The 15,496-nt window shown below is 72.1% G+C and carries 5 protein-coding genes; 4 read left to right on the forward strand and 1 reads right to left on the reverse strand.

Annotation, left to right across the window (positions count from 1 at the left end):
* Positions 1-201: 201 nt before the first annotated feature.
* Positions 202-879 (reverse strand): VOC family protein, encoded by a 678-nt coding sequence (locus tag ACIRF8_RS09480; RefSeq protein ID WP_404212691.1) that lies wholly within the window; start codon positions 877-879, stop codon positions 202-204.
* A 198-nt stretch (positions 880-1,077) separates the two neighbouring features.
* Between ACIRF8_RS09480 and ACIRF8_RS09485 the strand changes: the two genes are divergently transcribed.
* The 4 genes from ACIRF8_RS09485 to ACIRF8_RS09500 all read left to right on the forward strand — a co-directional run bounded on the left by ACIRF8_RS09485 (position 1,078) and on the right by ACIRF8_RS09500 (position 15,475).
* The gene (locus tag ACIRF8_RS09485) at positions 1,078-1,782 is read left to right on the forward strand and encodes a B3/4 domain-containing protein (protein WP_404212693.1); all 705 of its coding nucleotides are present in this window, start codon (positions 1,078-1,080) and stop codon (positions 1,780-1,782) included.
* Positions 1,783-1,896: 114 nt separating this feature from the next.
* Positions 1,897-2,475 (forward strand): dienelactone hydrolase family protein, encoded by a 579-nt coding sequence (locus tag ACIRF8_RS09490; protein WP_404212695.1) that lies wholly within the window; start codon positions 1,897-1,899, stop codon positions 2,473-2,475.
* A 395-nt stretch (positions 2,476-2,870) separates the two neighbouring features.
* The gene (locus ACIRF8_RS09495; RefSeq protein ID WP_404212697.1) at positions 2,871-14,147 is read left to right on the forward strand and encodes an amino acid adenylation domain-containing protein; all 11,277 of its coding nucleotides are present in this window, start codon (positions 2,871-2,873) and stop codon (positions 14,145-14,147) included.
* Positions 14,144-15,475 (forward strand): hypothetical protein, encoded by a 1,332-nt coding sequence (locus ACIRF8_RS09500; RefSeq protein WP_404212699.1) that lies wholly within the window; start codon positions 14,144-14,146, stop codon positions 15,473-15,475. The genes ACIRF8_RS09495 and ACIRF8_RS09500 overlap by 4 nt, the downstream gene beginning before the upstream one ends.
* The last annotated feature ends 21 nt before the right edge of the window (positions 15,476-15,496 follow it).

Below are 15,496 nucleotides of genomic sequence, written 5' to 3' on the forward strand. Positions count from 1 at the left end.
GGGGAGCGCACAGGTGCGTCGCAATGCCGTCGGCACAGGTGCCGTAAATGCGGAGCAGCCAACTTGCCGACTCAGCCAGTCCCTTGCGCAGTCGCGACGACAATGGCCACGAATACCCCGCAGCGCTTCCTTATCGCAAGCGATGCTATTGACTCGGGCCATCCACTTCCTGTCCCCTTTACCGGGGACCGCCCGGCGGACTCAGACGCGGGTGAGGGCCGTGCAGACACAGACCCGGTTGCCGTCGGGGTCGGCCAGGACCGTGTACGACGGGGCGTGGCTGTCGTCGAACACCGTGCCCCCGCGGGCGAGCGCGGCGGCGATGCGGCCCTGTGCCGCTTCCGGCGCAAGCCAGAGGTCGATGTGCCAGCGCTGCCGGGGAGCCGGATGGGCGTCGGTGTGCTGGAACCAGGTACTGGGGACGCGGTTCGTCGGGTCGAAGACCGTGTCGAGGACGGGCGTGTTGGCGGCGTCCCCGGTGAGCAGCGCGGCCCAGAACGGCCCCGACACCGCCACCGAGGGCGCGTCGAGGACCAACTCGATCTGGGTGACCTCCTCGGGAACGGCGCGCAGACCGAGCTGCGCCGCGAGCGCGCTGATGGCGTGCGCCCGCTCCAGTTCCTTCTCGGTCACCTGCCGCCGCCCGCTGCCGGGGTGCACGGTGTACAGCGTCACGTTCACATGGCCGGGCTCCAGCCGGATGTCGGGGACGGTGTAGCCGGCGGCGGTCGCGTCGCGTGCCACCGCCGCCACGAACTCGGCGCCGCGCACGGCGTCGGGGCAGGCGAAGCGAGCCGCGAGGGGCTGGGCGAGCTTGCGCCAGTCGGGCAGCCGGTCGTCGATGGCCGCGAGAACGTCCTGAACTCCGAGTGCAGTCACGCCTGTCATGATGACAGCCGGACGCGGAGCGGAACCGGCCATCGGATCATCGTCCGGGCCCTTTCCGGTCGCGCGACCGCACTACCATCCCTCCCACCGCGCGTGGCCCGGCCCACCCGAAGCCTGCCGCACGTCAGCCGGGCGACCGACGCAACCGCCCCGGGAAACCACCGGATCCCCGACAAGGAACGCACCTTCATGGCCGTCTTCCACATCGCCCCCGCCGTCGCCGACGCCTTCCCCGGCACGTCCATCGCCCTCGTCACCGCCACAGGCCTGCGCGGCCATGAGCCCTGGCCCGGCACCGCCGAGGCGCTGGAGGACCTGGAGCGCCGACTCGCCGACGGTTCCTGGACGCCGGCGGACGAGAGCGATCCCCGCATCGAGGCATGGCACACCGCCTACCGTTCCTTCGGCACCAACCCCCGTCGGCTGCGCCCGAGCGTCGACGCGCTGGGGCGCCGCATGGCGAAGAAGGGCACGCTGCCGCGCATCAACCCGGCCGTCGACACGTACAACAGCGTCTCCGTCCGTCACGGGCTGCCCGCAGGCGCCTTCGACCTGGCGCAGGTCAAGGGCGACATCGAGATCCGGTACGCGGACGGCGGCGAGGAGTTCACCCCGCTCGGCGAGCCGGACACCGTGGAGAACCCCAAGCCCGGCGAGGTGATCTACGCCGACGCCGCGGGCGTCCTGACCCGCTGCTGGAACCACCGCGACGCCCACCGCACACGCGTCACCGAGGATTCGACCGACGTGGTCTTCGTCCTCGAAACCCTCCAGGAGTCACTGCACGGCCTTCTCGACACGGCGGCGCGGGAACTGCGGGATCGGCTCGCCCCGCACGCGCAAGGGACCGCCGTGCATCGCCTCGCCCCGGCCACGCCCCGGGTCGACGTATAGAACGTCCGTCCACACCCGGCGCGCGCACCCCTTCGAACACCTTTTGCCCCAACACTTGTGCTCATACTTGTGCTTCGGTGCCACCCGGGCACCGGAGCACGAGGAGAGAGTGACATGGCTGAGGTACTGGTCTTCCACCACGGACACGGACTGACCGCCGGTGTCCGGGAGTTCGCCGAAACGCTGCGAAAGGCCGGACACACCGTCCACGTCCCGGACCTGTTCGAGGGGAGGGAGTTCGCCACGCTCGAGGAGGGCATGGAGTACGCCGAGGACATCGGCATCGACACCGTGACCGAGCGCGGGACCGCCGCCGCCCAGGAGCTGCCGGCCGACCTCGTCTACGTCGGTTTCTCGCTCGGCGTCCTGCCGGCGCAGAAGCTGGCGCAGACCCGCCCCGGTGCGAAGGGCGTGTTGTTGCTCGAGGCGTGTCTCCCGGTGTCGGAGTTCGGTGAGACGTGGCCCGAGGGCGTCCCCGTCCAGGTCCACGGCATGGACGCGGACCCCTTCTTCGCGGAGGAGGGCGACGTGGAGGCGGCCCGCGAACTCGTCGAATCGGCGACGGACGCCGAACTGTTCGTCTACCCCGGTGACAGGCACCTGTTCACCGACAGCAGCCTGCCCACGCACGACGAGCACGCCGCGGCTCAGGCCACGAAGCGGGTCCTCGACTTCCTCGACCGCGTCGGCTGATTCCGGACGGACGTCAGCGTCCCTCTTGGTCGAGCGTCCTCGCCGGGCCGGTCCGGTCGGTGAGGACGTGCCCATGAGGTGTTTCCGGCTCGGCGCCGGTAAAGCCCCCGAGTAATTTCCCGTCTTTTCCCCGTCGTTCGCGACTCTTTCGGCAGGCACGTCGATGCCGAGCCTCCGCCAGCCTCCTTCACGGGCTCCCCGCCCGCATGTCGTCGATTCATGTGACAGCGCCACCTCGCCCTGCCGCCGGTACTTTCGGTTCCGCACCCAGGACTGTTCCGTCCCCCAGGCAGCAGGAAAGCAGGCAGTCAGCCGCTGGGCGGTTCTCGCCACATCTGGATTCAGCCGCACATTCACCGCAACGACCGCATGGTTCATCACGGGGAGGCACGGCAATGACTTTTCTGAGTTCTGTCCTGATCGGTGGCGGGAGTGTCCTCGCTCGCTGCGGCGCCGCACTTGTCGCGCGGGGTCACCGCGTCACCGCCGTGGTGACCGACGACGCCGCCGCCCGGTCGTGGGCGGTGAAGGCGGGCATTCCCCATCACACACTCGCCGAGGCCGTGGCCCTCGCGCCGCCCCTGTCCTGCGACCTCCTGCTGAGCGTCGGCAACTACGCGGTGGTGCCCGACGCGCTGCTGGCCTGTGCGCGGCGGGCCGCGGTGAACTACCACTACGGCCCGCTCCCCGAGTACGCGGGTCTGCACACGCCGTCCTGGGCCGTCGCGGAAGGGGCGACGGAGTACGGCATCACCTGGCACCGCATGGACCAGGTGGTCGACGGCGGTGACGTGCTCATGCGCCGGCCGGTGGCGATCGGGCCCGAGGACACCGCGCTCTCGCTGGGCCTCAAGTGCGACGAGGCGGCCGTCGCCGGCCTGCCCGCCCTGGTCGACGAGATCGCGGAGGGCCGCGAGACCCCGACCCCGCAGGACACCGCGGCCCGCCGCTACTTCTCGCGCCACACCCAGTTCACCGGCGAGGGGCTGATCGACTGGAACCGTCCGGCCGAGCGCATCGCCGCCCTGGTCCGGGCGACCGACCACGGCCCGTTCGCGAGCCCGCTGGTGTGGCCCAAGGTCGAGCTCGACGGGCACTTCTACGCCGTCCGGGCAGCCCGCCACGAGACCGCCGCCGCCGATGAGGCCGTCGTGCCCGGTACCGTCCTCGGCTGCGACAACGCGTCGGGCCTGCGGGTGGCCACCGGTGCCGGAACCGTCGCTCTGACGCGGCTGAGCACCCTGGAGGGCGAGGAACGCCCCGTCGGTGCCGTCGCCGCGGCCCACAGGGTCCGGCCCGGCACGGTCCTGACCAGCCCCGGCGAGGAAGCACGCGCCCGCCTGACGGAGGCGGGCACCCGGGCCTCCAAGTCCGCTCGCCACTGGCGTGAGCGTCTGATCCGAGGCAGCGAGAATCCTTGCCGCCTGCCCTGTCCGCGGCCCCGCGCGGAGACGACGGCGCGCGCCGAGGGCGAACAGCGGCCGGGCCCCGCGCCGGTCGACTGTCGCGTCCCGCTCCCGGAGGAAGCCCACGCCGACCGGCAAGCGCCTGCCTCGGCCGCCGCCCACGTCGCCGGGGCGCTGAGCGTCTTCCTGGGGCGGGCAAGCGGCCTGCGGGAGGTCGGCCTCGCCATGACCGCCCCTCGCGAGGGCGTCGACGCCGCGCACAAGGGCCTGTTCGCCGCGTGGCTGCCGCTGCCGTGCCGCGTCGACGCCGATGCGACGATCGCGGACAACCTGCGGTCCGTGGGGCAGGAGTTCGCACGCGGCCAGGAGCGGGGGTGGATACGGCGGGACGCCATCGGCCGTGACGAAGAACTCCGCAAGCGCCGGGACGGCGGCGCGTGGGCCCCGGACGTCCTGATCTCCTGGGGTGCCCGCGACACCGACTGGTACGACGGCGAGCGTCCCGCGCTGGAACTGCATGTCCAGGTGGACGGCGCGGCGGAGGGTGCGCTCGTCACCTTCCACCACGACGCCGCGCGTCTGTCGGCCGAGGACGTCGCCCGGCTGGCCGAGCAGTTCACGGCGTGGTGCGGCCGTCTCCCCGCCGCCATGGAGCGGCCCACCGCCGACGCCGACCTCCTCACCGCGGACGAACGCGCCTACCTGATCGAGGAGTTCAACGACACGGCTCCCGGCGTCGCGGGCCATGCCGAGCGGGGCCTGCACCGCCTGTTCGAGGAGGCGGCGCGCGGTCACGCCGAGGACACCGCGCTGGTCTGCGCCGACACCAGCCTGACCTACGCCGAGCTCAACGCCCGCGCCAACCGGCTCGCCCACGCGCTGACCGACCGGGGCGTGGGCCGGGGCGACCTGGTCGGTGTGGCTTTGAACCGCTCGACCGATCTGGTCGTGGCCCTCCTGGCCGTGCTGAAGACGGGCGCCGCCTACGTGCCCGTCGACCCGGGTTTCCCGGCGGAACGCGTCCACCGGATGATCGAGGACGCGGACCCCGTCCTCGTCATCACGCCCGGCGACGTCCCCGCCGTGCTCGCCGCCTGGGACACCCGCTGTGTGAGCGTGCACCTGGGGGCCGACCTGAGCGCCGACGACGACCTCGCGGTCGAGGTGGGCGCCGACGACCTGGCCTACGTCCTGTACACGTCGGGCTCGACCGGCCTCCCCAAGGGGGTCGAGATCACCCATGGGGCAGTGAGCAACTTCCTGACCGCCATGCGCCGGCGCCCTGGGTGCACGTCGGCCGACCGGCTGCTGGCGATCACCACCGTGTCGTTCGACATCTCCGTGCTGGAGCTGTTCCTGCCCCTGCTCTGCGGCGCGACCACGGTCGTCGCCCGGGCCGAGGAGACCGCGGACGCCGGGGCCCTGGCCGGGCTGATGGAACGGCACGCGATCACCATGATGCAGGGCACCCCCTCCACCTGGCAGTTGCTGCTGGACGCGGGCTGGCGGGGCGCCCCCACGCTGCGGAGGATCCTCTGCGGCGGTGAGGCGCTGTCCCGGGACCTGGCCGACCGGCTGCTCGCGGCCGTGGCCGGTGGCTCGGTGTGGAACATGTACGGCCCCACCGAGACCACCGTGTGGTCGACGGCGTGGCAGGTGGCGGCCGGGGAGGAGGAGGCCGGGGTCCTCATCGGCCGGCCCATCGACCGCACCCAGGTCTACGTCCTGGACGAGAACCTCGCGCCGGTGCCGCCCGGCTTCCCCGGAGAGCTGTGCATCGGCGGCGCCGGAGTGGCCCGCGGCTACCGCGGCGACCCCGGGCAGACGCGGCTCCGCTTCCCGGACAACCCGTTCCACCCGGGTGCCCTCTACCGCACCGGGGACCTCGCCCGCTTCGCCGGGCCCGGCAGGCTGACGCTGCTCGGCCGCAACGACCGCCAGATCAAACTGCGCGGCCACCGCATCGAGCTGGGCGACGTCGAGGCGGCCCTCGTCCGCCATGAGGCGGTGCGCCGCGCCGTCGTGGTCGGCCGCGACGATCAGTTGGCCGCCTACCTCGTCCGCGACGCGGCCCCGACCGGCGAGGCCCCCGCGGCGGCGGACCTGAGCACCGTCCTGGCGGAGTGGGCCGCGGCCTGGGACCGCGCCTACGAAGCCGGTGCCGACACCGCCGACGACTCCTCGGAACCGGCCGGCGCGCCGTTCAACCTCGCGGGCTGGCGCAACAGCTACGACGGTCTTCCCTTCACGGACGAGGAGATGCGCGACTGGCAGCGAAGCTCCGTCCAGCGCATCCTCTCCCACGCGCCGCAGGACATCTTCGAGATCGGTTCCGGCAGCGGCCTCATGCTGTTCGGCCTGGCACCGCACTGCCGCAGCTACCACGCCGTCGACGCCTCCGCCGCTGCCGTCGAGACGACCCGGCGCCATCTGGCCTCCCTGCCGCACGTGCGGTGCGAGCAACGCGCCGCCCACGACCTTCCCGAGGTCGCCGAAGGCTCCTTCGACACGGTGGTCGTCAACTCGGTGGCCCAGTACTTCCCCGGCGTCGACTATCTGACCTCGGTCTTGGAGTGGGCGACCAAGGCGGTCACCCGCGGGCGGGTGTTCCTCGGCGACATACGCGACCTGTCGCTCCTCGACGTCTTCCACGCCGACCTGGCGCACTTCCGCGCGGAGGGCGAGGCCGGCGCGCCCTCCCCCGAGGAGCTGGCCCACCGCACCGGCCTCGGGATGCGCGCGGAGCGCGAACTGGTCCTGGACCGCGCCTACTTCGCGGGCCTGCGGCAGTTGTTCCCGCAGATCAGCCGCGTCGACATCACCCTGCGCGACGGCCACCACGTCAACGAGATGACGCGCTACCGCTACGACGTCACCCTGCACATAGGCGAGGAGACCCCGCCGGTCACCCCGGCGGTGGAGAAGGACTGGCAGGCCGACGGCCTCGACCTGGCCGCGCTCCGCGCCGAGCTGGCGTCCGTCGCCGAGCGACCCCTGCGCCTGAACGGCATCCCCAACGGTCGCCTGGCCGAGGTGTGCGGCCGGGTCGCCGCGACCCTGGCGGCCAGGCGCACGAGCGTCTCGGCGGCGCCCACGTCCTGGATCGACCCGGCCGATCTCTACGGCGCCGCCGCCGAGGCGGGGCTCGACGTCGCGCTGCTGCCCAGCCGGTCCGACGACACCTGGCGGTGCGACGCGGTGTTCTGGCGGCCGGGCCAGAGCCCCGACCTCAGCCCGCGCCCCGCCGCGGCGGTGACCCGTGAGACCCTTCGTGCTCACGCCAACACGCCCGCGGCCGGTGAACCGTCCGCTTCCCCGCTGCACCGCGTACTGCGCCCCTGGCTGGCCGAGCGACTGCCGGCGTACATGGTCCCGACCTTCTTCGTGGAGCTGGACGAGCTTCCGCTGACCCCGAACGGCAAGATCGACGAGAACGCCCTGCCGGATCCCGTGGCACAGGTCGACGTCACCGCCAAGGCCGCCACCGAGCTGGAGCGGGACATCCTCGCCATCTGGTCGGACGTGCTCGGACACGACCGGATCGGCGTCGACCAGAACTTCTTCGAGATCGGCGGCACTTCGCTGCGGGTCGTCCGGGTCCAGACGCGGCTGGAGGAACTGCTCGGCCGGCCCCTCGTCCAGGCCAAGCTCTTCGAGCACTTCACCGTCAGGAGCCTGGCCGCCTACCTGGCCGACGGCACGACGCCGCGCCAGGAGAGCGTGCCCGTCCGCGGCCGCGCCGAAGACGACGAACCCATCGCCGTCATCGGCATGGCCTGCCGCCTTCCCGGCGACGTCAACTCCCCTGATCAGTATTGGGAGTTGCTGGAGCGCGGCGGAGACGGGATCGTCGACGTACCGAAGGACCGCTGGGACGCCGAGGCGCTGTACGACCCCGACCCGGAGACGGCGGGCACCTCGTACTGCGCCCAGGGCGGGTTCGTCCGTGACATCGACCTCTTCGACGCCTCGTTCTTCGGCATGGCGCCCCGCGAGGCCCGCGCCCTCGACCCCATGCAGCGCCTGGTCCTGGAGACCGCGTGGGAGGCGTTCGAACGCGCCGGTTACACCCTGGACCGGCTGCGCGGCAGTCAGACCGGCACGTTCGTCGGCATCGGCAAGAGCTCGGCGTGGCGCGAGTACGGGCTCACGACAGCCGGTGGACTGAGCGACCTCGACGGCTATGTGGGCTCGGGTTCCATGGGCGGCACCATGTCCGGCCGGGTGTCGTACGTCTTCGGTCTCCAGGGCCCCGCCCTCACCGTGGACACGGCGTGCTCCTCCTCCCTGGTCACCACCCACCTGGCCTGCAACGCGCTCCGCAACGGCGAGTGCGACCTCGCGGTGTCCTCCGGGGTGAGCCTGATGCTCACCCCCGAACTGCACGTCGAGTTCAGCCGCCTGCGCGGCATGTCCAAGGACGGCCGCTGCCGGTCGTTCTCCTCGGACACCGACGGCACGGGCTGGAGCGAGGGCGCCGCCACGGTCGTCCTCAAGCGGTTGTCCGACGCCCGGCGCGACGGTGACCAGGTCCTCGCCGTGCTGCGCGGCACCGCCGTCAACCACGACGGGCAGAGCGCCAGCCTGACCACGCCGAGCGGCCCCGCCCAGCAGCGGGTCATCCGCGCCGCGCTGGCCGCGTCCGGCCTGCGCCCCGGCGACATCGACTACCTGGAGGCGCACGGCACCGGCACCAAGCTGGGCGACCCGATCGAGGGCACCGCCCTCGCGGAGGTCTTCGGCAGCAGCCACTCCGCCGACGCCCCGCTGTGGGTCGGCTCGGCCAAGTCCAACCTCGGCCACACACAGGCCGCCGCGGGTCTGGCCGGTCTGATGAAGGTCGTCCTGGCCATGGCCCACGACACCCTTCCCCGCACCCTGCACGTCGCCGAACCCACCCCTGCCGTGGACTGGAAGGGCGCCGGTATGGCGCTGGTCCAGGAGCAGCGGCCGTGGCCCGCCGGACAGGCGCCGCGCCGGGCCGGGGTCAGCTCGTTCGGCATCGGCGGCACCAACGCCCACGTCATCGTGGAGGAACCGCCGCGACCGGCCGCGGAACCCGTGGAGGCGGGCGCGCCCGCGCCGCTGCCGTCCACCGTGCCGATCGTGGTGTCCGGCCACACGGATGCCGCCCTGCGGCGGCAGGTCGAGAACCTGCGCCTGCACCTGAGCACGCGCCCGGCGGACGACCTCGCCGACGTGGCCAGGTCCCTGGCGACCACCCGCAGCCACCACCGGCGCCGACTGGTGCTCCAGGTCGGCGAGAAGGCCGAACTCCTCGACAGGCTCGCCTCCTTCGCCCGCACCGGTGACCTGCCCCCCGAGTCGGTGCGCACCGCTCCCCACCCCGAGGACCCCCGGCTCGCCCTGCTGTTCACGGGCCAGGGCAGCCAGTTCCCGGGCATGGGCAGGGACGTCCACGACGCCCATCCTGTCTTCCGCGAGGCGCTCGCCGAGGTCGCCGCCCGCTTCACCGACCTGGAGAGGCCCCTGCTCCAGGTGATGTGGGCCGAGCCGGACAGTGCGGACGCGGCCCTGCTGCACCGCACCGACTTCACCCAGCCCGCCCTGTTCGCCCTGGAGGTCGCGCTGTGGCGGCTCTGGGAGAGCTGGGGGGTGCGCCCGGAGCTGCTGCTCGGCCACAGCATCGGCGAACTCGCCGCCGCCCATGTCGCGGGGATCCTCGACCTGGACGACGCCTGCCGGCTGGTCGCGGCCCGCGGGCGCCTGATGCAGGCGCTGCCCGTCCGCGGCGCCATGACGTCGCTGGAAGCAGGCGGCACGGAGGTGGAGACGGCCATCGACGCCCTCGGGCTGCGCGGCGCGCTGGACATCGCCGGACTCAACACGCCCACGCAGACCGTGGTGTCCGGTGACGCCGACGCCGTCGAGGCGATCTCCGCGCACTTCACCGAGCAGGGCCGCAAGGCCACGCGCCTCACGGTGTCCCACGCCTTCCACTCGCATCACATGGACGGCATGCTCGCGCAGTTCCGGGCCGTGGCGGAGTCCGTCCGCTACCGCCCCGCGAGGATCACCCTCGTCAGCAGCCTCACCGGCGAACCGGCCGCGCCGGGCGCACTGGAACACGCCGACTACTGGGTCCGCCAGGTGCGTCACACGGTCCGCTGCGCCGACGGCATGCTCGCCCTGCGCCGCGCGGGGGCCAACACCTTCCTGGAGCTGGGGCCGCAACCCGTCCTGTCGGGCCTCGGGGCGTTCTGCCTGGCCGACGAGGGCCCGCTGCTGTGGGTGCCGTCCTGCGCCCCGGGCGGCAACGGCGCCGCGGTCGTCCGGCGCAGCCTCGCCGAACTGCACGTGCGGGGTGTCCCGGTCGACTGGGACGGCTACTTCGCGCCCTTCGGCGGCGCCCGGGTGCCCCTGCCCACGTACGCCTTCCAGCGGGAGCGGTTCTGGTTCGAGCCGCCGCTCGCCCGCGAGGTGGGCGCCGGTCTGCGCCCCACCGGGCATCCACTCCTCGGCGGCGGTGTGGAGGTCGCGGGAACCGAACTGTCCCTGTTCACCCACGTGGTGGCGGCGGAGCGGCCCGCGTGGGTGCAGGAGCACCGGGTGATGGAGACCGTCCTCTTCCCGGGCACGGCGTTCTTCGAGGTGATACGGGCGGCCGGTGACGCGCTCCTCGAAGGCGGCTGGGACGTGTCGGACGTGGTGTTCGCCTGGCCCCTCGCGATCACCCCCGGCACACCGGTGCGGCTTCAGGTCACCGTGGGCGCGGCGAGCGGGGACACGCGTCCCGTCAAGATCTACAGCTCGCCCGACGACGCGGACGGCGCATGGCAGTTGCATGTCGAGGGCTCGCTCACGCCCGCGACGACGACCGGCGCCGTGACCTCCACCGCGCAGGAGCTGCCGCCGCGAGGCGCCGAACCCCTCGACGTCCCCGCGCTGTACCGGGAGCTGGCAGCCGCCGGTTACGGCTTCGGCCCGAACTTCCAGGGCATAAGGGAGGCCTGGCAGGCGGACGGCACGGTGTGGGCCAGGGTCGCGTTGTCGGACAGCGAGCAGCGGAACGCCAAGGGTTACACGCTGCATCCGGCGCTGCTGGACTCCGCGATGCAGTCGTTCCTCATGACTCAGCGACTGCGGAACCCGGGCAGCGAGGACGCCTTCGTGCCCTACGAGGCCGAACGTCTCTCGGTACGGGTCGCGGGCCTGGCGGAGGTCTGGGTCCGGGTCGCCGAGTTCGAGCTGGGCGAGGGCGAGTTCCAGGGCTCGCTCGACCTCTACGACAGCGAGGGCGGCCACGTCGGCCATCTGCACCGCCTCCACGCGCGGCGGATCGACCGGGCGGTGCTGCGCCGCCTGTCCGCGGCGGGAGTGGACCGCTTCCGGTTCGACCTCGACTGGCGCCCTGTCGACACCGGGGATGTCGAGCTGGGCGGTTCCTGGGGCCTGTTGACCCCCGCTGGGGACGTGCCGTGGGCGCGGGAGACCAAGACCGCCCTTGCCCGGGCCGGCATTCAGTTGATCAAGGTGCAGGACCTGGAGGACGCCGAGGACCTGGACGGCCTGGTGTGCCTGTGGGACTCCGACGCGCCCGTGCCGGACCAGGCGCACCACTTCGCCGCCAGGGCGCTGGAGCAGGTGCAGGAAGCGATCGCCTCGGACTTCCGTGCCCCGCTGGTCTGGGTCACGCGCCGCGCGGTCGGCACCGGCGCCGACGACCCGGTCTCGGGGCCTGGCGCGGGTCCGCTGTGGGGCCTGATGCGTACCGCCCTCAACGAGCACCCGGAACTGCGTCTGCGGTTGATCGACGTCGGCGACGAGGAGACGGACCGCGAGGCGCTCGCCGCCGCCTTGATGCTGGAGACCGAACCCGAGTGCGCCGTTCGCGACGGCGAGGTGCTGGTGCCGCGGCTGGTACGGGCGGGCGAGGAGGCGCCGGCCTCGCCGGAGCGGTTGGTGCGGCCGGACGGCGCGGTGCTCGTATCGGGCGGCGTCGGCGATCTCGGCCGACGCGTGGCCCGCAGGCTGGCCGACACCCACGGCGTACGCGATCTGGTGCTGACCTCGCGCCGCGGGATGCGGACGCCCGGGGCGCAGGAGCTGGTGGACGAGTTGTCCGAGCTGGGCGCCGAGGCCACCGTGGTGGCCTGTGACGCGGCGGACCGCGACGATGTCGCCGCGGTGCTGGCGCTGTTCGGTGCGGAGCGCCCGCTGCGCGGTGTGGTCCACGCGGCGGGTGTGCTGGACGACGGCCTCCTGACCGATCTGACGCCGGAGCGACTCGACGCGGTCCTCCGTCCCAAGGTGGACGGTCTGTGGCATCTCCACGAGCTGACCCAGGGCCTTGACCTGGACTTCTTCGTGATGTTCTCCTCGATCTCCAGCGTCATGGGGACACCTGGCCAGGGCAACTACGCCGCCGCCAACTCCTTCATGGACGCGCTCGCTCACCTGCGGCGTGCCGAGGGTCTGCCGGCCACCTCGGTGGCGTTCGGCCCCTGGGAGGGCGGGGGCATGGCGGCGGGGCTCAGCGAGTTCGACCGGGCCCGCTTCGCCCGGCTCGGCCTCGACCGGCTGGCACCGGACGAGGGCCTGGAACTTCTCGAACTCGCCGCCAGGACCGGCCCCCCGCTGGCGGTGGCCGCCGCGCTCGACCTGCGTCGCGTCCAGCGCTACTTCGAGGACCGGGGCGGCATACCTCCTCTGTTCCGCGCGCTGCTCGACAGCGACGCGGGCGGTCGTTCCCCGGCGGACGGCGCGGCGGACCTGCGCAAGCTGCTGGGTGAGGCGTCGCCGCAGGAGTACCAGGACGTCGTGCTGCACACGGTCCGGGCGGAGGTGGCCAAGACCCTGGGCTTCGCCTCACCGGAGGCGGTGGGGGTCGATCTGCCGCTGCGGGACATCGGCTTCGACTCGCTGAGCGCGGTCCTGATGCGCAACCAACTGGCGAACCTGACGGGGCTCGCCCTGCCCGCGCGGATCGCCTTCGACCACCCCAACCTCGTCGCGCTGAGCGAGTTCCTTCTGGAGAAGCTTCTCGAATCGGGGCTCGACGCGGCCTCCGGGCCCGGTATCGCCGTCGGCACCGCTCCCCGCACCCGGGCCACCGAGGCTGCCGAGGCCGCCGACGCCGAGGGTCCCGACCTGACCGCGGCCCGGCAGGGCTGCCTGGATTCCGACCTCCGCTTCGACAACGCCGTCGCCTCGCCCGGACGCCCGGAGGCGGTCTTCGTCACCGGCGCCACCGGCTTCGTCGGTGCCCATCTGCTGCACGAGCTGCTTGCCTCCGAGGTGGTCGCGCACTGCCTGGTGCGGGCGGACGACACCGACCGGGCGACACAGCGCCTGATCGGCGCACTGGACGACTACGGCCTGTGGAGGGAGGAGTTCGCGCCGCTCCTGAAGCCGGTGGTGGGCGACGTCAGCCGACCGCTGTTCGGCCTCGACGAGAGGCGCTTCGACGAACTGGCCGACCAGGTCGACGCCATCTGCCACTCCGCCGCCCTGCTGGACTGGATGCGGCCGATGTCGGAGTACGTCGGCCCGAACATGGTCGGGACGCACGAGGCGCTGCGGCTGGCCTCGCGCGGTCGCGGCAAGGCCTTCCACTTCATCTCCACCTTCGCGACCCTGCCCAGGTACCTGGGGCACCACGTCCCCGAGGACGCTCCGGAGTACGGCTACCAGACCTCCAAGTGGCAGGCGGAGCTGATGGTGGCCGCCGCCCGTCGGCGCGGCGCGAAGGCGTCGACGTACCGGCTGCCGTACGTGGGCGCCTCGACCCGCACCGGGCGGTTCCGGCTCGACCGCGGGGACTTCCTGCACAACCTGATCTCCGGCTGCCTCGCGATGGGGAGCTTCCCTTCGCTGACCGCCGACCTCACGGCGGTGCTGCCGGTCGACTACCTGTGCCGGACGGTCGCCGCCGCGGTCACCAGCGATCTGACGCGCATCGGCAGGGACTACGACTTCGTCAACTCAGGCGCCCCGGACTTCGACCGCTTCTTCGAGATGGTCGGGGCCGCGGGAGGCGGGGCGGAGATCGTGCCCTTCGACGCGTGGCGGCAGCGGGCGCTGGAGTTCGCCGCGGCGCACCGGGAGAGCCCCCTCGCCCGGATCGCCGCCCTGGTGGACGGCCTGACGACGCAAGGCATGGTGGACATGTTCGCCGCGCTTCCCGTGGGCAGCGACGTCCTCGGCGCGGAGGACTACCCGTCCCCGCCCCTCGACGAGGCATTCGTCCGCACCTATGTGCACCGCATCAACACTTCGGACCGAGCGGAGGACACCACGTCATGAGCGAAGCGAACCAGGCGTCGGCCACCACGGTGGACGACGACGCCACCGTCACCGGCACCTACCAGAAGACCGGCACCTTCCTGCACTCCTCGGCGGCGGTACACGCCGAGCAGTTGTCCCCGGTGCTGGACAAGTACGAGGTGGACAAGGCGGAGGTGGAGGCGACTCTGCCGCCTCACCGGAAGCTGAACACAAGCCGCTTCCTGCCCGAGTCGCACCCCACCCATGTCGTCCCGATGAACCTGGACGACGATCTGGCGGACAACCTGGCACGCCAGTTGCGCTGCCAGGCGGTGATCCAGGAGAGCTTCGCCGCCGCATCGATCGGCAGCTACTTCCCGGTCTCCACCATGTTCGAGAACTGCGTCCTGTTCGTGCCCTCCGCGAAGCGTTTCTACGACCTCAACCAGGACATCGTCCGGGAGCACTTCCCCGAGGTCGAGACCGCCGTGGTCAACGCCTTCATCGTGCCGGCCGAGAAGCGGCCGTACGGCACCCACGCGGCCAGCTCGATCGCCCTGCAGATCCCGTCGCTGGTGCGCAAGCAGCTCGGTTTCCCCACCGAGTACCGCAGCTTCCACACCGCGCTGACGCCCACTCCGCTGAGCCGGCAGCCGTTCGTGATCTTCGAGGAGGCTGAGCTCGAAGCCCCGAACCTCCCGTACGTCTACGAGAAGATGCTGGAGCACGGCCTGGCGGGCGAGGAGAAGACGGCCGTCGACAAGGCGCTGTACCTGTTCCAGGAAGGGCGGTTGTCCGAGCTGGACCTGCCGTCGGTGCGGGACTACCTGATGGCCATGTACTGGGCGAAGACGTACGCCGACACGCCCTCCCCCGGCTACTACTGCGACAGCCGGGTCGGGGACGCGCTGGTCTTCGACAACTACCGGGCCCACGCCGACAGCACCCTGCCCCGCACCACCAAGGACCGTCTCACCATCGACCTGCGCTGCTTCAACAAGGTGCTCTACCCGAAGGGCATGACCAGCGGCCTGGACTTCATCGTCGATCCCGACGAGCGCGCCCACCAGGTCAGGCGCAAGTGGGCGTCGATCGAGTTCCTCCTCGCCACGCTCGGCTACGAGAGTGTCGACGAGTTCCTGCGCCTGGTGTTCGGCGGCGCCCGGAGCGCCGCGGACATCGATCCGTTCGGCCTGATGACCGACCTCCAGTTCGGCATCTACAACAAGTCCGAGTACCACCTGCTGGACCAGAACCTGGACGCCCACTACGAGCGGGTCGAGGCCCTGTACGAGCGCATCGAGAAGGAGGGGGAGTACGTCCTGCCGGAACGGGCCCGGCAGTGCCTCAAGGCACTGAGCGAATAGCCCGGCATCCGACGCACCCCC

Source organism: Streptomyces sp. NPDC102406 (assembly GCF_044765725.1).
Lineage (GTDB): Bacteria > Actinomycetota > Actinomycetes > Streptomycetales > Streptomycetaceae > Streptomyces.